The organism is Haemophilus pittmaniae (assembly GCF_900186995.1).
Classification (GTDB): Bacteria; Pseudomonadota; Gammaproteobacteria; order Enterobacterales; family Pasteurellaceae; genus Haemophilus_D; species Haemophilus_D pittmaniae.
Genome location: NZ_LT906463.1, coordinates 469434 through 488000 on the forward strand (window position 1 = coordinate 469434; position 18567 = coordinate 488000).

General features: G+C 41.6%; 16 protein-coding genes. 2 read left to right on the forward strand and 14 right to left on the reverse strand.

All coding sequences use genetic code 11. The annotated features are described in order from the left end of the window. Positions 1-56 precede the first annotated feature (56 nt). Positions 57-782, reverse strand: coding sequence for an FKBP-type peptidyl-prolyl cis-trans isomerase (fkpA, locus tag CKV74_RS02355; RefSeq protein ID WP_095176687.1), 726 nt, complete (start codon positions 780-782; stop codon positions 57-59). Between the two features lie 95 nt (positions 783-877). Here fkpA and CKV74_RS02360 point away from each other — a divergent pair, with 95 nt between their 5' ends. Then, positions 878-1099 (forward strand): SlyX family protein, encoded by a 222-nt coding sequence (locus tag CKV74_RS02360; protein ID WP_007242648.1) that lies wholly within the window; start codon positions 878-880, stop codon positions 1097-1099. 143 nt (positions 1100-1242) lie between these two features. Next, complete coding sequence (locus CKV74_RS02365; RefSeq protein ID WP_007242705.1) at positions 1243-1635, forward strand: hypothetical protein; 393 nt, start codon at positions 1243-1245, stop codon at positions 1633-1635. Here CKV74_RS02365 and ppx read toward each other — a convergent pair. The 13 genes from ppx to CKV74_RS02430 all read right to left on the reverse strand — a co-directional run bounded on the left by ppx (position 1628) and on the right by CKV74_RS02430 (position 18545). Then, positions 1628-3172 carry an exopolyphosphatase gene (gene ppx / locus CKV74_RS02370; RefSeq protein WP_095176688.1) on the reverse strand — a complete coding sequence of 515 codons (1545 nt, stop codon included), beginning with the start codon at positions 3170-3172 and terminating at the stop codon, positions 1628-1630. The genes CKV74_RS02365 and ppx overlap by 8 nt on opposite strands. 11 nt (positions 3173-3183) lie before the next feature. Beyond that, positions 3184-7065: an autotransporter assembly complex protein TamB gene (tamB, locus tag CKV74_RS02375; protein WP_095176689.1), complete on the reverse strand. Its 3882-nt coding sequence runs from the start codon at positions 7063-7065 to the stop codon at positions 3184-3186. Positions 7066-7074: 9 nt separating this feature from the next. Next, the gene (tamA, locus tag CKV74_RS02380; protein ID WP_095176690.1) at positions 7075-8814 is read right to left on the reverse strand and encodes an autotransporter assembly complex protein TamA; all 1740 of its coding nucleotides are present in this window, start codon (positions 8812-8814) and stop codon (positions 7075-7077) included. Positions 8815-8953: 139 nt separating this feature from the next. Then, complete coding sequence (gene rseB / locus CKV74_RS02385; RefSeq protein ID WP_007242794.1) at positions 8954-9904, reverse strand: sigma-E factor regulatory protein RseB; 951 nt, start codon at positions 9902-9904, stop codon at positions 8954-8956. 72 nt (positions 9905-9976) lie between these two features. Then, positions 9977-10561 (reverse strand): sigma-E factor negative regulatory protein, encoded by a 585-nt coding sequence (locus CKV74_RS02390; protein WP_007242778.1) that lies wholly within the window; start codon positions 10559-10561, stop codon positions 9977-9979. Between the two features lie 23 nt (positions 10562-10584). Continuing rightward, positions 10585-11160 carry an RNA polymerase sigma factor RpoE gene (rpoE, locus tag CKV74_RS02395; protein WP_007242701.1) on the reverse strand — a complete coding sequence of 192 codons (576 nt, stop codon included), beginning with the start codon at positions 11158-11160 and terminating at the stop codon, positions 10585-10587. 117 nt (positions 11161-11277) lie between these two features. After that, complete coding sequence (locus CKV74_RS02400) at positions 11278-11535, reverse strand: FAD assembly factor SdhE (RefSeq protein WP_039847858.1); 258 nt, start codon at positions 11533-11535, stop codon at positions 11278-11280. A gap of 76 nt (positions 11536-11611) precedes the next feature. After that, a complete protein-coding gene (locus tag CKV74_RS02405; protein WP_095176691.1) occupies positions 11612-13291 on the reverse strand; it encodes a fructose-specific PTS transporter subunit EIIC in 1680 nt (559 codons plus the stop codon). A 4-nt stretch (positions 13292-13295) separates the two neighbouring features. After that, positions 13296-14237 carry a 1-phosphofructokinase gene (gene fruK, locus CKV74_RS02410; protein WP_095177129.1) on the reverse strand — a complete coding sequence of 314 codons (942 nt, stop codon included), beginning with the start codon at positions 14235-14237 and terminating at the stop codon, positions 13296-13298. Positions 14238-14240: 3 nt separating this feature from the next. Further along, complete coding sequence (gene fruB / locus CKV74_RS02415) at positions 14241-15749, reverse strand: fused PTS fructose transporter subunit IIA/HPr protein (protein WP_007242798.1); 1509 nt, start codon at positions 15747-15749, stop codon at positions 14241-14243. A 66-nt stretch (positions 15750-15815) separates the two neighbouring features. Then, positions 15816-16355 (reverse strand): HI_0449 family lipoprotein, encoded by a 540-nt coding sequence (locus CKV74_RS02420; RefSeq protein ID WP_007242786.1) that lies wholly within the window; start codon positions 16353-16355, stop codon positions 15816-15818. 199 nt (positions 16356-16554) lie between these two features. Then, complete coding sequence (locus tag CKV74_RS02425; RefSeq protein WP_164703779.1) at positions 16555-17865, reverse strand: polyamine export protein PaeA; 1311 nt, start codon at positions 17863-17865, stop codon at positions 16555-16557. A gap of 152 nt (positions 17866-18017) precedes the next feature. After that, a complete protein-coding gene (locus tag CKV74_RS02430; protein ID WP_095176693.1) occupies positions 18018-18545 on the reverse strand; it encodes a DUF1523 family protein in 528 nt (175 codons plus the stop codon). Positions 18546-18567: the final 22 nt, after the last annotated feature.

The following is an 18567-nucleotide window of genomic DNA, read 5'->3' on the forward strand; positions in this document are numbered from 1 at the left end:
TCTCAAACATAACGATAAAAAAACCGCACTGGTTAAAGTGCGGTCAATTTTAATTACTACTTAGTGGCCTTTGGATTGACATCAAGCACTTCAACTTCGAAGAAAAGCGTTGAGTTAGGTGGGATAACCGCCCCCGCGCCTTGTTCGCCGTAGGCTAATTCAGGCGGAAGCACAAGCTCAATTTTGCCGCCTTTTTTGACTAATTGCAGACCTTCGGTCCAGCCTTTCACTACTTGGTTAAGTTTAAACTCAGCAGGAGAACCACGCTCAACGGAGCTGTCGAATACTTTGCCATCGGCCAATTTACCTGTGTAGTGCACTTTCACTACATCGGTTGGTTTGATCGCAGCACCTTTACCTTCATTGATAATTTTGTACATCAAACCATCTTTAGTGGTTTTTACGCCCTCTTGTTTAGCGAATTCTTGACGGAATTTATCGCCTTCTTCTTTTGCTGCTTTAGCCTGTTCTTCAGATTTGGCTTTCGCTGCCGCAACTAATTTTTCTTCGATGGAATTAAGGGTTTGTTGGATTTTTTCATCCTTACGCACATCCACTTTGCCCTCGATTGCATCTTTTAAGCCGGCAAGAATTTGCGCGTTATCATATTTGATGACCTCTTTTTGGGCATCCATCAAATCCTTAACTTGGCCACCCATTAATGCGCCAACGGCATAGGATGCAGCAGATTCGTCAAATGCAGCTTGTTCGGCAAACACGCTGGTGGAAAATACGCCGGCAAGCATCAATGCCGCACAGGAAAGTTTTTGAATTTTTAACATTTTCGGGATTCCTTTATAATGAAAATAAGATGGCGGATAGGTTAAATCCTCTTGGCCAATTTCACAACTTTTTTTTAACCACCGAGACAGAATTTATGGCGATAAACAGCGAGTTGGCAGCACGTATTACCGAATTGGAAGCAAAAGCCGCTTTTCAGGAACAACTGTTGGAAGATCTCAATCAGGCGCTGATTACCCAACAATTCACCTTAGATAAAATGCAAATTCAATTACGTTATTTGGCAGCCAAATTAAAGGAAAGCCAAGGGAGCCAAATCGCTTCACGTGCGGAAGAAACACCTCCACCGCACTATTAATTTCATTTTTAGACCAACCCTAATAAAATCAATTACTTACGTGCTATTTTAGGAAAAACGTTAGTTTTTGAGGGGGCGTTTGGATTGTTCGAACCATGGCTTTTGCGTAAACTTAACGCGCAAATCATAACAGCGGAGGGGAAATGCCGATTGATGAGCAACTGGCGCGCTGGCATGCGTACGGGCAGATTAATCAACAGGCGATTGAAACGGTTGGGCGGGTACAGCAGCGTTTAGCCGTTTATTGGGGCGCCGATACCAGCACCCCACAGGTGGATGTGTTATTGCTGCATATTGCCGCCAGTTTGGGACGGATTGGCCGGGGAGGTTGTGTATCGCCGTTGTATCAGCCAATGCAGGAAGAAATGCGCCAAGCACCGATGTTTCCGCAAGTGATGGCGATGCATTTGGATTTGTTAGAGCTGATTCCGCTGAGCATTCCTGAAGCAGAGCAAAGTTATTTTCTGGCAAACCTGTATGCCTTGGTTAGGGAGCAACATCAACGGCTCCTGCCCGCTAAAAATGCCGTTAATTAAAAATCAATCCTAAGGATAAATCCTTGAGTTGATTGCTTTCCTGACGCAATTCATTCCAAATCAAAGGATTATTATTCAAATAATCCTTTGCAAAATCTAACCGCCAATCCGCACTATTACGCAACGCAGTCAAGCTAATGGCCTGAGTTGATTCCGTAGCCTGGCGGGATTTATTTAAAATCACGGCTAAGCGCAACAAGCGTAATAACGCAAGTACATCAGCCTTGTGGTAGCGTGCAAAAGCAAATAAATCATCCAATCGAAAACCACCGATATGTAAGCGTACAAGCAATGCTAATAGCCGTTGCTGTTCCCGATCAAACCCCGGTAATTCAATATTTTGCAAAATGTAGGCCGAATGCTTTTGCAATCCCCGATGGTTAATCACAATCCCCACTTCATGCAAACGCGCTGCCCACAATAGGATATTGCGCATTTCGTCCTGTAGTTGTGGATTTTGCCACCCCTCGTATTGCTCAGCCAACAAACTGGCACTAGCCGCCACGCGATCCGCCTGTGCTAAGTCGAGGTTAAACTGCTCCGCTAAACCTAATGCTGTGCGAGTGCGAATATCCGCAACCTGAAAGTTTTTTTCCAAGCTATAAATCACACCTTCACGCAACGCCCCATCGGAATAACGCATTTGCGTCAATCCGAATACCTCAAAGACTGCGCTAAGAATCGCTAATCCCGGCACAAAAACATCAACCCGCTCGGAATTAAGACCGGTGATATTCAATTTATCAAAATGATCGACCTTTAACGTACGCTCAATCAAATCATTTAAATGTTCCGGTGTGATAATGCCGTTTGGCTCGATAGTTGCAGCAATCACTTGATGCACAGTTTTGATCGTACCGGATGACCCCAGCACCGATTGCCAACCCAGATTGCGATATTCCCAAGCCAAATCCTCAATTTTATCAATGGCATTTTGACGGGCTTTGGCAAAGGCTTCAGGGCTAATTATTCCTTGTGGAAAAAACTTTTTAGCAAAACTCACACAGCCCATGTGGCGGCTTTCTGCGGCAAGCGGGGTGAAATCATCACCAATGATCATCTCCGTTGAGCCACCGCCAATATCCACGACCAACTTACGACCTTTTTCGGGCTGGGTATGGCAAACGCCGGCATAAATCGTCTTGGCTTCGGTTTGGCCACTAATAATATTGATCGGATAGGGAAAAACCTTTTGTGCCTGACGTAAGAATTCATCATTGTTGACCGCGCGGCGCAAAGTATAGGTACCCACAACCTGTACATCCTCTGGGGAAAAGCCTTGTAAACGTTCGGCAAATAGGGCAAGACAAGCGACCCCTCGTGAAATCGCCTCTTGGCTTAAGACATGATGTTCATCCAACCCTTCCGCCAATTTTACTTTTTGTTTTAAGCGTGATAACACCTGAATTGAGCCGTTGATAATACGGGCCACGATCATATGAAAACTATTTGAACCTAAATCTATTGCTGCGATTTCACGCGCCTCGCCACGCGGTGCCAGCGCTTCTGCCGCAGCTAAGAGATATTCATTATTCATAAATAAAATTCCTAAAATTCAAATTGATAAAGTAAATCAAATACCTGATTGGTACTGGAAACGGTTTGGAAATATAAACGCGGCATTAAACGGTAACGCAATGTGACCTCGGCCAAGCCATCAAATAAGCCGACACCGTATTTTATTTGTAAGCGATTGGTAATATTTCCACTTACGACTACCTTCGAACTGTCCCCCACACCGGAAGTCCCTAGATTTAAATCGGAAATACCAAAGGTTTCACCAATACTACCGACCAATTTTCCGCTTTTTGCTAAGCCCATGCCTAATAGCGCGGCTCCCACCGAGCCACCAGAACCGGCCTCACCACTGTTTTCTAGTGAACGCCCAGTCAACAGATAAGAAAGCGCCTGATCCTGTGAAGTACTCGGTTCGGAAAAGACGGTAACCTGTGGGCTAGTTGCCACACCAATCACTTTTACACCGGCCGTAACCTTACTGTCTTCCATTGCCTCTGGGTTACGAATTGCTTCGATATTTAGCATCGGTTGGGAAGGAAGACCGGAAAAATTGATTTGCCCCTTGCGAATCAATAAATCCTGACCGAAAGAAGCATAACGCCCATGTTGTAAGTCGATTTGACCGAATAATCCCAGGCGACCTTTATCCTGTTTCACCGACAACAACCCCTGCAATTTTGTTTTTAAGCCATAGGCCTTCAGTTCTACGTCCTCACCGATATTAATTCTCAAATCACTACGAATCTGCATGCCAGATTGAGTAGTTGAAGCAAATTGGCGATTGATTAATTCTTCCTTACTTTTATTCGGGCCATTTAAAATCACTTCATCTTCACTAACCGGTTCAGCACTGTCCGGTAGATTTTCCACCGCAATGCGAGCCCAAGGGATATCGATATTTCCAGTTAATTCCAATAGTTTCGGTGTTGCTTTAATCTGCACATCTTCGGTTAATTGCAATTTGGCCATGGATGGAATATCCAACTTAAATTTTTCCGTCTGCGCCCGTAATTCTGCCGTCCAATTATCCAAGGTTGGCCAGGCTGCACTACCGGTTAAATTAAGATGACCATCCGGTGTTTCAATTTTACCGTTTAAGGTGGAATTGGTACCGTTAAAATGCATCGCGATATTGCCTTCACTAATATTAAACGGTAATGCCCGTAATTTAGTTTTAACTCCGCTAATATCCAGATTACCGTTTAGCAAAGGCTTTTGTAAATTGCCGGCAAAACCTAATTTAGCTGTAATATGTCCACTGACTTTTTCATCGGAGTTTAATAACTGATTCGCCAATTCTAAACGTATACCTTCGATGGTTAAATCACCGCCTAATTGGCGATTCTTCAACAAGTCAGAAATTTTCACATTGGTTTTAATCAATCCTTGATCTTGAATTTGAATTGCCGACTGTAATGCTAAATTATTATTTTCCATTACTGCATTCAGGCTCAGTTTCGGCACATTGAGTCTAAAGGTGCGATAATCCAATGGCTGTGCCAAAGCCAGATTATTCCCTTCCACATCAATATTTAACTGCAATGGCTTATCAGCAAACCAAGCAACTTTGCCATGGCTTTGTAACTGCCCTTTCAAACTATCTTGTTTCAGTAGTTCATTCACTAATTGCAAGTTTATGCGTTTAATATCAAAAGCTAATGCTCCATTTTTACCAACATTAAATGCTTGTGGAAAACAAAGCTCAATATCCTTATTGAGCCAACAATGAGCAGCGATTTGGGCTTCAACCTTAGCATTATCATAATTGACCAATACAGGCTGATTGACTCGAAAATCACCTAATGGCGAGTCAATATCAATGTTATTTAAATGCCCTTGCCATTGGGCTGTTTGACGATTAAACCCACCCGCCAGATTCAAATTAGCTGAAACTGGAGAACCTTTAGACTGCAAGGACAATTGATGGGATTTTTCATCTCCTGAAGCCACTAATTTGATTGCGTTTAATTTCAATTGCTCGCCGTAATTCAAACTATTTAGGCTGACGACCAACTCACCTCTAATAATCGGCTCACTACTAATTTGACCTTTAATCAGCCCATTAGAAATATTAAGCGATTGAAAATGTAGCTTCGGCACAGCCAAATCAGCATCAATATGCGGACTGTTCAATTTACCGGTTAACCGCAGTTCACCACGAATTGCGCCGCTGAGATCCTGCCATAAACCACTGAGATTTGGCGCTTGGATATTTAAATTAAAATCGGAGTTATCGCTCACCACTCCGGACATAGCGATTTTATTATCCCCATAAGTGAGCAATAAAGACGGTACATTGAGTAGTGTTTGCTGGGTTAAGGTTAAATTTCCCTGCAAGTTAAGAGGGCGATTACTTAAGCTTCCTTGTAAATTGAGTTTAGGAACATCAACCTGCCAATTTTTCTCACTTACCGCTCCCTGACTGGCTAGTTCTCCTGAAATAATTGCCGGCATTGCCGGTAGATAAGGGCGCAAATTCATCTTGTTTAATTTTAAATTGCTATCCCAAGTCACTCCATCCTGCCAGTTAACTAACCCGCTTAATTGAGCATCGCCATCCAGCACAGAGAGCGTTAACTGTTTAATATTGATTTGATAAAGCTTACCCTGTGCATCTAGTGCGATTTGCGTCTTAGGAAGAGTATCCATACCAGATACTCGACCATTAAGTGTCGTCTGATAATCCAGTAAATTACCACTTACTTTGAAAATAATATCATCCAACAGCAACGGAGCCCCAGCCGTAAAAGCATAAGCACCATGCTTAATATTAAGAGCAATATTAAGCGGTAACTTCTCTTGGGCAAGTTGCAGTTCTCCATGTAATTCTGCATCGGCAACACCATTTGCCGTTAAATTTAATGAGGTAATTTGCTTTAATTTGCCATCAACTTGTAAATTCAGCATTGTTTTTGGCAAAAGCTGTGTATTTTTTTCCTTAATTTCATTTAAGTTGGCTTGCAAGTTGAGATTCACAGGAAAATCACCAAACAACTGTGCCTGCCCTCGCCCTTCTAGGGAACCTAACGAACTCTGTAAGTCCAATCGGGTTAGTTGTAACTCACCATTCGTACTATCTAGCAAAAGCTCTAGAGATGACAATGTGGTTGTCTCAATATTTCCTTTGATATCGGCTTGTCGCAATAACCAGTCTTTAGCTGAAAGTTGTTGAATATGCAGGTCAAAAGGTAAGTCAATCCGTTGCAAATTTCCTAACAGGCTTGGTGTAAGGGTTTGTTCTAAATGCGTCCAATCAATTGGTTCTGAAGGCTGTTGTGTATACACTTCTGCCGTTTGTTGCTCTACGGGGAAAAAAATATCTACGCCATTAATATCTGTTGGTAACAGCGTCAGTCCCTGCTCGTTATTTAATGTCGCCGCAGTATGAAAATGCGCTAGATTGATTTGTTTTTGATCGATAAGGAGATTGAGGTTATCCAGGGAAATATTTTCCACATCAACACTAACCGGCAACCAAACTTTTGTTAATGATACACTTTCTTGTTGTGGTTCCTCTGGAGTAGTCGGTAAGTTGGCAGTATCAATCCGAATTTGCGGGGTTTCAATGCTAAGATCACGTAAACAAATCTCTGTCCGCCATAAGCAACCTAAATCAAGCTGAAGCCTAATTTTATTAATGTCGACATCAATCCCAGCACTTTGATATTGAACGTGATTAAGAACTAAACCATCCCCTAATGATCCGTTAATGTCACCGATATTAAGCGAGTCCATCAGGCGATCCGTTAGCTTAATCAGTCCCCGCTGACCATAACCATTAGTCAAAGCACCGCCCAACAGAGCAATAATCAGAAACAATAAAAAAGCAATGCCGCAAAAAAAACGGCGGCATCGTTTTTTATTCGATTTTTGAGGCGAATCCTTAGCTTCATTTACTTGTTGTTCAGTCATGATTTCACCTTAAATTTCAGTGCCGAGCCCAATATAAAATTGAATATTTTTACTGTTGTCTTTATCTCGTATCGGCGTTGCAATATCAAACTTAATAGCCCCTACTGGTGATGCCCAACGCACTCCAACACCGGTACCATAACGTAGCTCTTGGGTCGAAAAGGAATTAGCTGCTAATCCACTATCGGCAAAAACGGCTCCCCACCAATTTGGATACACTTGATATTGATATTCCAGTGATGCCGTAGCCAAACGGGAACCACCTAACAGCTTACCATCCCGATCCTTAGGAGCGATTTTTTTGTAACCATAGCCTCGGACACTTCGATCTCCACCGGCAAAAAAACGTAAACTTGGCGGAATTTTATTAATATCCTGCGTATTTAAATAACCGATTTCTGCGCGAGTCACAAAACGATGATTGGAGGAATAGGTTCTAACCCAACCGGTTGAAGCTACCACCTTAAAAAAATCCACTTCCGACATCCACCATTTTCGGCCGATATCAACTGCTACTTTCTGAGTATCACCCCAGGTTGGAAATTGCCCACCACGGAAACGGCTACGATTAAAACCAACCGTTGGATAAACTAACAAGGTTTTATTACTGAAATCCGCTTGTGTATATTCATCATAACGCATCCGTAAACCGGCAAAATATTGCCAACCTTCACGATTGTTCCAGTAACGAATCCCCGCAAGAGTTAACGCCTTAGTCAAAGTGTCGTTTTTATCTTCTTTCTCATAACCGGTAGAAAATTCGTAATAGTAAAGCAGTGGATTTTTTAGCAACGGAATTTTATATGTGGCTTCTATTGTTTGTTTCGGTGCAGAAAGATACATATTGGTGCGGAAACTATGTCCACGGTTATTAATCCAAGGTTTTGTCCAGCCAATACTTGTATGCACTCCAGTATCGGTTGAAAAACCAATACCAAGCTCCATAGAATTCTTTTTACGCGGATACAGCAAAACTTCCAAGTCCACTAGCTTGTTTGTTTCATCGATATGAGGCTGCAACAATACAGAAGAAAACCAACCAGTAGATGAATAATCATTGCTGAGCTCAGAAAGATCACTCACTAGATAAGGTTCACCCGATTGAATATTTAGCATATTCTGTAAATAGTCTTCACGAATTTGAGAATGGCTAAAACGAATATTTCCATAATGGTAACGAACCCCACTATCAAACAGCATACGCCACCAGGCCTGATGGGTTTCAGGGCTAATTTCTAAACGGGAAATCGTAAAATCACCATCAAAATAGCCTCTAGCCAAGGCTAATTTAGAAATACTACTCTTAAAATCATCGTATTTTTTGTGCTCGACCAATTCTCCATCTTTAGGAAGATCTTTAAATAGCTCAGTAAATTGCACATCATCTGCAGCAGGTCCATCAATTTTTACATCAGTCCCTGCAATTTTAGTCGATTCACCAACATTCACGTTTGCAATTAATAGATCACGTTTTCCTGTTCGTGTTTTTAATTTGAAAGCGACTTTAGAATCGTAATAACCAAATACCCGTAAACCACGATCAATGGCTTGGCTTACTAACATTTTATAACGATCGGAACCATCCATTTCCTCTTTAGCAATTAGATTAACATTCAAATTAGTATTCTCGATTGCCCGCTCACCTTTAATCCCACGAACCTCAATATCTACTGTTTGTTCAGCAAGGGCCAAGTTTGTGCCTAAAAATCCAATTGATAAAAGTAAGATTTTTTTTGTTAATTTTTTCATAATCTAATTGCTAAACCAAAGTCCTTCAAAGAAGCCTAGTTTACTTAGAATAAATCGCGATTACCAATATAAACTGTATTCCTACAAGCATAAAAAATGCGGTCAAAATTATTATTTTAACCGCACTTTTTATTGCAAATTATTCAGCAAACTTTATATCCTGCACAATACGTTTAGCGGTTGCTATCGGTAATTGACCTATAAAGGTAATTTCTTTATTGCCTGAAACTTCGCTATAAATTGTATAAGGTCCCTGTTTCCAAGTATTTTCCAGTGCATCTTGTGTTGTTCCGATATTGGTAACATTAATCGTAAAAGTAAACAAACCATCACTAAAAAGTTTACTCTCAACTATCTCTTCACTTAATTGTTCCTGAGCTTGTTTAACCAATTCAAAACCTTGAGGAACCCAACCCGCTTTCCATTTTAATTCATTAGTCGGCAATGTTTGATTGCCTTCCTGTAATAACGGCGGCATGGATACCTTATTCAGGTAATTAATTAAACCGCGTAAACGATCATCAATATAAAGTGTTACTACACGATATTGATCCAATAAATTACCTTCTCGATCCAACATATCACTACGCAACAATAGACCATTCTCTTCATCAACAAAAATCAAATATTGGTAACGAAAATCATCCTTCGGCAAGATTCTGATAGTATCAACAAATCGTCCGGCTACACGATTTTTCCCTAATTTAATAAAATCATAATGTTTGCTAAGTTTATCAAAATCACTGCGAATTACTGGAGGCAACCCATCAATAATATGGCTACTATTGATAGTGAATGCTTTCGAGTTTGGTTGAAAATAACTAACTAAATTATCTCGTTGAATGATTTCTTGTTGGGTACCATCAAGTGTGACAAGCTGTGCATAAGTCTTGTTATCCTGTTTAATGTGACGATAGCGGAAGGAATCCATATTAGTTGGCGAGGTTTGAACAAAGGCGACTTCGTAATTTAGATCCCGCATTGCCTTTGACATTTTATTTAATAATGGCAAAAGATTGCCTTCCTCAGCGTAGGAAGGCATAACTAATAATGCTAAACAGGAAAAACTCCAAAATAAAAATTTTTTCATAACACTTTAAAATTGATTTCCCAATAAAAAAATTCACCACACAATGGTGGTGAATCAATGTCATTCGATAGTTTATTTTGCTTGATTACTACCAACGCTCAACGGCTCTGCTTGCATACGACGTTGCAATTCGTAGTTTTGCAGCATGGCACCAATACGACGATTTTTCTGTTCTACTTGCTCTGAAGTCACAACATCCTTCGTCGGAGCATTATAACTCACTTCCTGTACGGAATTATTAAATGGTAAGGTTTGCAATACTGGAGTATCCGAGGCTTGGGTTGCATCTGTCTTTGCGTTATAACTTTGAACACCAATTACAGCAACTAAACACACCCCTGCAGCCACTGCAAATTGAGTCATTGGCACAAAAAGGGATTTCATTTTTTGCATAAATGGCTGTTTTACAACCTCTTCTGGCATAGGCTGCGATACTGTTAATTCGATATACTCAATTTCTTCTTGCTCGATTAACTTAGCCATTTTAGCGGTAAAATCATCACCTAAAATTACCGGGGTCTCTTTCCGCATAACTGCACGTACAGTATGAAAAGCCTTCCACGATTGCTGTAATGAAGGATCATTACAAATCGCATCCGTAAGTTCACTATTCACTTGTTCGCCATCCATATAGGCTGAAAGTAATTCTTTTTGCATCTTTTTAACTCCGATTTTCATCTTTATCGTTGCATTAGCGGTTGTATTTTATTCTCTATCACTTCCCTTGCTCGGAAAATGCGTGAACGAACGGTACCTACCGGACAATCCATAATAGTTGCAATCTCTTCATAACTTAAGCCTTCTAACTCTCGTAACGTGATTGCAGTCTTTAAATCCTCCGGCAAGTTATGAATTGTATCAAAAACAATTTTCTCCAACTCTCCGGATAACATCTCATTCTCAGGTGTTGCAACATCTCTTAAATGAGTTCCTACCTCATAACTTTCAGCATCTTCTGCCAAAATATCTTCGCTAGGCGGGCGACGGCCTTGAGCCGTTAAATAATTCTTTGCCGTATTAACGGCGATTCGATATAGCCAAGTGTAGAATGCACTATCGCCCCGAAAGGATTCAATGGAGCGATAGGCCTTAATAAAGGATTCCTGTACAACATCAGGGATATCGTTATACGAAACATATCGAGTTAAAAGTCCCGATACTTTATTTTGATAACGCGCAACCAATAAGTTAAAGGCTTTTTTATCACCCTGCTGTACTCTTTCTACCAAAGCCTGATCTGTTAGCTGTTCAGCCATATTTCTCCTATGCTAAGTCTAACAATTCCTTAGTAAATAAAGGACAGCAAGCTTGTGTTGCCCTTTCAGACATAGCTAATATTAAAAAGTTCCTAATGGATTAAATTTATTTCAAAATTACTTGATCATCATTTGCTGGCATCGTTGAATTTCTTCCACCATGGTTTGAACTTCCGAATCCTCAGAACGACTTCCATTAAAAAACCAGGAAAAAAGCTGTAAATCCGTTGCGCTAAGCAAACGAATAAAAATATCTTTTTGCTGTTCGGTTAAACCATCAAAATGCTCTTTATAAAAGGGCATAATGATCTTATCCAATTCAAGCATGCCCCGTCGACAATCCCACTCAATACGTAAACGATTATATTTATCCACCATCAAAAGTCCTTTAAACCATCGAATATTCCAATAAAAAAGTGCGGCTAAGCCGCACTTATGGCCTACTGATAAATTATTCTGCTCTCACTCTAGGTTTAATTAATGCATAAACTACACCAGTTAATAATGCACCAATCGCAATGGCTCCTAAATAAAGCAATGGTTCGGACACAAACGGAATTACAAATAAACCGCCGTGTGGAGCTTGCAAAGAAATATTCAATGCCATTGAAATCGCCCCTGCGGTTGCACCACCGATAACCGAGCTAATAATCACACGCAATGGATCTGCGGCAACAAACGGCAACGCCCCTTCAGAAATAAAGCATAATCCCAAGACAAAGGATGCTTTACCTGCATCACGTTGATTACTGGTAAATTTACTGCGAGCAATCCAAGTAGCAATCGCCATACCAATTGGCGGCACCATACCTGCGGCCATTGCTGCAGCCATTGGTGTGTGAACTTGAGAGGCTAACATTCCTACGGAGAATGTATAAGCTGCTTTGTTCACTGGCCCGCCCATATCAATACACATCATGGCACCGATAATCGCACCTAACACCATCGCATTGACTTCACCCATGGATTTTAACCAATCACTTAAGGTCGTCATAATTTGTGAAACCGGTGGGTTGATCACATAAATCATCGCAAGGCCGACAATCAAGGTACCAAAGAGCGGGAGGATTAAAATCGGTTTTAAGGAAGTTAAACTTGCCGGCAATTTAATGGCTGCATTTAATCCTTTCACCACATAACCCGCTAAGAAACCAGCGATAATCCCACCTAAAATTCCTGCGCCCGCCGTGGTGGCTAACATACCGCCAATAAGACCTACTGCAAGCCCCGGACGGTCTGCAATAGAAAAGGCAACATAGCCGGCAAATACTGCAATCATCAAGTGGAATGCTGCACCGCCACCGATACCCATTAAGGCTTTTGGAATACCATAGAAAATTGTTTCATCTTTGAAGGCTTCGATACCAAACATAAAGGAAATCGCGATTAACAAACCACCGGCAACCACCAATGGCAACATGTGCGATACACCGGTCATCAAATGTTTATAAACACCTTTTTTCTCGCCGCTTTCTTCTGATTTTGCAGAGGATTTTGCCGCACCACCTTCGTAGATTTTTGCTTCCTTAAATGCCTTATCGAATTCCTGTGCAGTTTTCTTTAAAGCTAAACCTGTGGATGTACGATACATCGGTTTACCTTGGAATTTATCTAACGGTACATCAATATCTGCGGCAACAAAGACTAAATCTGCCGCAGCGACTTCCTCTGGAGTAATCTCATTACCTGCACCCACCTGGCCACGCGTTTCCACTTTCACCTGCCAACCTTGCTTTTTCGCGTAAGTTTCAATCGCTTCTGCAGACATAAAGGTGTGCGCAACGCCAGTCGGGCAAGCCGTAACTGCTACGATATTTTTCACTCCAGAAAGACTACTAGCCCCAGCAACACTAGAGCTTGGTTGAACGTAATCTACCGCTTGCTCCAGAGCATTCGTAAGCGTCATTTCAGGTGAGGCAAAAGCTGCATCTTCGTTAATTAAAAAAACTTTTTTACCTACCAGATCGGTACTATTTGGCAAAGTCGGGCCAACTACTATGACCAAATCAGCCTCTTTAGCTTGTTCAACCAAAGTATGATTGGATTTTTTCGCTGCCACGCTCAATGCTTGACGAAGTAAATAGGCTTTTGCCGCACCAATTTGCGGAGATTGAGTTAAAAACAAATTCATTACATTATCCTTCAATCACAGAAATTTTGACATTTGCCAGAATTGGCTCAAGTAAAGAGGTATCGCTCACGCCCACATTACTTTGTGAAACTGCAAAGGCTGAAACAGCACTGGCAAAAGCCAAGGTTTCCGCTTGAGGTAAACCTTTCTCAATACCATAAATCAACCCTGCCACCATAGAATCGCCAGCCCCCACAGTACTCACCACATTTTCGCATTTAGGTGGTTGAGCCTGAATAACCGCATGATCATTTAGCCACAAGGAACCATTTGCCCCCATAGAAATAATCACATTCGCAATGCCTTCTGCTTTTAGTTTTTTAGCAGCGACAATTATTTTCTCAAGGGAATTTAACGGATGGCCGATCCATGCTTCCAATTCACGATGATTTGGTTTCACTAACCAAGGATGTGCTTTCAAACCTGCGGTAAGTGCGGCATTGCTACTATCTAATACCACTTTTACACCGGCTTGATGTAATCGGTTAAGCCAATCGGCGAATAATTCAGGAGTAACACCACGCGGTAGGCTGCCACATACCGCAACAATGTCAAAGTTTTGACAATAAGCTAAGGAATCAGCAGTAAATTGCTGCCAAGCCTCAGAGGTGATTTGATAACCTAAGAAATTTAAATCTGTTACATCGGCTTCGGTTTCCGTAATTTTTACATTAATGCGGGTTTTACCTGCTACGCGATGAAATTTGTCTTCTAATCCCTGTTTTTTAAATAGAGTTTCAAAATCACCGACGTTGTCTTCCCCTAAGAATCCACCAACAGCGACATCTACACCTAAATCTTTCAACACCTTGGCAACATTAATGCCCTTCCCGGCAGGAAAAATACCAAGCGTTTCAACTGTATTCACTTCACCGATTTCAATACGGGGTAAACGTCCCACCAAATCGTAAGCAGCATTTAAGGTAATCGTTGCTACTCTTGCCATCATTTACTCCTTACCTTCGCCTAAACCGCTTTCAATGACTGCGCCAATACCGTCAATGGCTTGTTGAGCTTCTTCACCGCTCGCCACAAAACGTAAGCGGTGGCCTTTCACCACACCTAGCGCCACAATTTTCATTAGACTTTTGGCGCTAACTAATTGACTGTCACGATCTAAGTTTTGTACCGCAACGGATGCATTATATTTTTTCACTTCATTAACTAATACTGCACTTGGACGGGCGTGTAAGCCATGTTCATTTTTAATCACGAAAACAGCCTCAATCGCCTCAGGAACGTGCTCCTCTGGTTTTTCTACCTGATTGGTCTGCAAATCTGCACCGACCTCAATGGTATCCGGTTCGCTTGGCGGCACAGCTGAAACAGTTTCACCCAACCCACTAGCAATAATTTTAGCCAAAGCTTCAATGGCTTGTTTGGCATCATCCCCTTCGGCAACAAAACGTAAACGATGTCCCTGAGTTACCCCTAATGCAACAATCTTCATTAGGCTCTTAGCATTAACCGCTTCACCACCTCGCGTAATGTTTTGAACCGTAATTCTCGAATTAAATTTTTTCACCTCATTAACTAACATGGCGCTTGGTCTTGCATGTAAGCCATGTTCGTTACGAATAGTAAAGGTACCAATCACAGATGAAGCACAAGTATCAGCTTTCAATGCCACTTGTTGGCCACTTAATGCCGCCACAATTTGTTCGCATTGACCGTTTAGTAACACATCCTGTACATCATCGGATAACAAGCGAGCTAAGTTTTCCTCGATTTGCTGATCAACTGCAGCAATGGTTAATACCCCTTTTACCGCTTTGCCATTATGATTGAAGATTGTTCTCGCACGAGAAAACGCGATGGCATTTTGTAAATTGCCAACCCCTGCATCCGTCACCCACAAACCTTTGCCTAAAGGCAATGCCGCACTGGCCACCAATTCGGCAATAAAAGCATTATCTACCGCATTTTGTTGTTGTAACTGACCACCATTAATCGCTGTTAAGGTCAATAAACTAGAAGTATCAACATCAAGGGTGACTGTCTCTTTACTAACTAATACAGATTTCTTATCTTGCTCGCCCAATAAGATGGCACGGAACAGCGCCACATCATCGAGAGTCGCCAGTTTCGCAGCAGTTTCTTCATCACCTAAGACATGGGTCAGTTGGCGTAATAAAGCCAGATGTTCATCGGAACGCGCTGCAATACCAATCACCACATAGGCAATGTTACCTTCGCTCCATTCAATTCCCTGTGGAAATTGAAAAACCTGCACGCCGGTTTTTTTCACCATTGCGCGGGTATCTAACGTACCATGGGGAATAGCTATTCCGTTACCTAAGAAGGTGGAAGTCTGGCCTTCTCGCGCTAGCATCCCGGCTAAATAGCCGCTCTCCACATACCCGGCCTGCTCCAATGCAGCCGCAGCCATTTCAATCGCTTGTTGCTTATCCGACGCCTTCGCATTCAGATGAATGTTGTTTTCCGAGAGTTCTAACATTCCTGCTCCTTATCCTAAATTAAAAAAAAAGAAACTGCTGCCGGTAAACCGACAACAGTTTTAAAATTATTTACCTGAACAGGTTTTCAGTAATTCATCGCTTCCCTTAGCAATGTAAGGGTCATTTTCACTGAGTACTTTTCCATTACGGAGATCACGCATTGCATCGTAAATGCCTTGTGTCACACTATCCGCATCCAACTTCGCCCAACAACCACTTTGCAGACGATTAAAGTTGTTCTGAAGCGCCTCCGCGTGTAATACCCCGCTGTAATAAGCGTAAACATCGGAATCATGGCCGCTACCACTGTCATACAATTTTTCCTGAATTTGCTTAACCGGTAACAAAATACGACCGGCATACCAATCTTTGGCACCCTGAGCAAAATTATCTACATAGTTATAATCTTTGGTTACCCGCCCGGTATAGGTCGCAATGGTAGCTTCATAAGCGGAAGCATAGGATTTTTGATCAATCTTATCTTTATCTAAATCAATCACTTTTTTATCCTTGCCCATAAATGGAACATAGGATTTCAAATCGGAAATAGATGAACAAGCCGCAAGTGTTCCGGCCAACAAAAGAACCGCAATTTTTTTCAACATAAATGCTCCGAGGATAAATTAAAAGCGCGCCCATTATACTGACAATGTAGCGGCAAAGAAAGCCAGCTTTACAAGAGAGCATCTAGGGTTTGAAAGCCTCTGAGTCGAGAATTTTCAATCATTATAAAATACCTCGCTGGATTAAGCATAAAAAAATGGCAACCTTTCAATGGTTGCCATTACTATGCTATCAGTATGCTTATGCTGACTCTTTCATCCCAGCATTCTCCTTCACTAACGAAACCAAGATTTGGTCAATTTTAAAATTCTCCGTATCAATCACTTCAAATTTGTATTTATCAAATACCACAAAATCCGTTTTCTTCGGAATTTTACGCAACATATACATCATAAATCCGCTGATAGTTTCATAATTTTCCTCATCGGGGAATGCTTCAATATTCAAAGCCCGCATCACATCCTCGAGTGGAGTTGCACCATCAATTAACCAAGAGTTTTCATCGCGGCTCACGATTTGCTCTTCCTCATTGGAAACCAATTCACCCATCACAATACTCATCACATCATTTAAGGTAATCAATCCCACTACCAACGCATATTCATTAACGATAATGGCAAAGTCTTCACCGGTGGATTTAAACAGCTCCAATACCTCATACAAGGATAATGTATCCGGCACAAATAACGCCTTACGTAATAATTTGCTATCGGTTAAATTCACGTGCTCCTGCTGTAGATAAAGCGTAAGCAGCGTATGGGATTCCACATAACCCAAAATATGATCGATATCGTTATCGACAATTACTAGCTTCGAATGCGAATCTTCCGACAATTGTTCCAACACTTGCTGACGGGAAAAATGCCGTTCTAAAAAAACGATATTTTCACGGATAGTCATGGTGGACGTTACCGTGCGTTCCTGCATATCGAAAATATTCTCAATCAAATAATGCTCTTGGGTTTTCAATACTCCGGCCTCAGCACCCGCCTCAACTACCGCGACAATATCAGCAGAAGTCATATTTTCTTCGCGCACGGTGGAAATCCGTAATAATCTGAAAATGCAGTTAGCCGCTGTATCGAATATCCATACTAAAGGTTTGAATAAAATCATGCTGAAACTCATGATGCGCACGGTAGCCAATGCGATCTTTTCCGGATAGGTAATCGCCAAGCGTTTCGGAATCAGATCGGCAAACAACACAAATGAAAACGTTACCAATAAAAAGGCAATTAATGAAGATGCAGGCTCAACCCAAGGTGCTTGGGTGTAGGATGATAACCATCGTTGCAAATAGGGGCTAATAGCACTTTCGCCAATTCCCCCACCTAAAATCGCCACCATATTCAAACCGATTTGTACAACGGTAATAAAACGGCCGGGATGCTCCTGTAGTTTCAATACCTGCATTGCCCGTTTATCGCCCTCATTGGCCAATGCCTGCAATTTTAAGCGACGTGAGCCAGCCAGTGAAATTTCTGAAGAGGAAACAATGGCACTGACAATAATCAACAACAATAAAATAAGGAAAGTTTCTAATAATTCCATGATAATCCTAGGAAAATATCGATTTTTTAGACAACCCTAATAAAATCAATAACTTACGTTTAATTTTCAAGAAAACTTCGTTTTTCGAAGGGGCGTTGGACAGTCCTGCCAACGCAATAAAAAATGGCCGCTGTTGTGCGGCCGTTAGAAAATCAATCGTTTTCGCTATCAAACCATCCGCGCACAAATTGGATGGACAAGAACAACGTAAAGAGTAAAAAGGCGTACAACACCCACGCGAAAATTGGATAGCCCGCGCTGGCATCTGCAGTCACTTCCTTCACCGAAAGCGCATTGCGATATTCATCAAACATCGTAATCCGCCAACCGTAATATTTGATTTGTACGGTTTTGTCTTCATTTCCAAGTGCTTGTGCCTCAGCCTGTAGATTCGCGGAGCCGAATTTGAAATAGAACGGAAAACTCCAGCGGGTATCTTCGTTACGATAAACCATAATTTTGCCGTCACCATTTTGGGTATTAATAAAATACACGTCACGAGTCGGACCATCCGCCGGGTTAGATTTCGTGATAGGGCCGTCCTTATCTACCCGTTTGACTTCCACGCCAGTGACTTTGGTCACATCATAATGGGGAAACACATAATTCACCACGGAAAACATAAAACCGTGGAAGACAAATAAGACTAAAAATAAAAAATATTTAACAATTTTACGCATATTGGTTCTCTCATTAATTTCG

Excerpts from the sequence above, each read along its gene's own strand:
- fkpA (WP_095176687.1), bottom strand. The coding sequence starts at position 782 with ATGTTAAAAATTCAAAAACTTTCCTGTGCGGCATTGATGCTTGCCGGC.
- CKV74_RS02360 (WP_007242648.1), top strand. The coding sequence starts at position 878 with ATGGCGATAAACAGCGAGTTGGCAGCACGTATTACCGAATTGGAAGCA.
- CKV74_RS02365 (WP_007242705.1), top strand. The coding sequence starts at position 1,243 with ATGCCGATTGATGAGCAACTGGCGCGCTGGCATGCGTACGGGCAGATT.
- ppx (WP_095176688.1), bottom strand. The coding sequence starts at position 3,172 with ATGAATAATGAATATCTCTTAGCTGCGGCAGAAGCGCTGGCACCGCGT.
- tamB (WP_095176689.1), bottom strand. The coding sequence starts at position 7,065 with ATGACTGAACAACAAGTAAATGAAGCTAAGGATTCGCCTCAAAAATCG.
- tamA (WP_095176690.1), bottom strand. The coding sequence starts at position 8,814 with ATGAAAAAATTAACAAAAAAAATCTTACTTTTATCAATTGGATTTTTA.
- rseB (WP_007242794.1), bottom strand. The coding sequence starts at position 9,904 with ATGAAAAAATTTTTATTTTGGAGTTTTTCCTGTTTAGCATTATTAGTT.
- CKV74_RS02390 (WP_007242778.1), bottom strand. The coding sequence starts at position 10,561 with ATGCAAAAAGAATTACTTTCAGCCTATATGGATGGCGAACAAGTGAAT.
- rpoE (WP_007242701.1), bottom strand. The coding sequence starts at position 11,160 with ATGGCTGAACAGCTAACAGATCAGGCTTTGGTAGAAAGAGTACAGCAG.
- CKV74_RS02405 (WP_095176691.1), bottom strand. The coding sequence starts at position 13,291 with ATGAATTTGTTTTTAACTCAATCTCCGCAAATTGGTGCGGCAAAAGCC.
- fruK (WP_095177129.1), bottom strand. The coding sequence starts at position 14,237 with ATGGCAAGAGTAGCAACGATTACCTTAAATGCTGCTTACGATTTGGTG.
- fruB (WP_007242798.1), bottom strand. The coding sequence starts at position 15,749 with ATGTTAGAACTCTCGGAAAACAACATTCATCTGAATGCGAAGGCGTCG.
- CKV74_RS02420 (WP_007242786.1), bottom strand. The coding sequence starts at position 16,355 with ATGTTGAAAAAAATTGCGGTTCTTTTGTTGGCCGGAACACTTGCGGCT.
- CKV74_RS02425 (WP_164703779.1), bottom strand. The coding sequence starts at position 17,865 with ATGGAATTATTAGAAACTTTCCTTATTTTATTGTTGTTGATTATTGTC.
- CKV74_RS02430 (WP_095176693.1), bottom strand. The coding sequence starts at position 18,545 with ATGCGTAAAATTGTTAAATATTTTTTATTTTTAGTCTTATTTGTCTTC.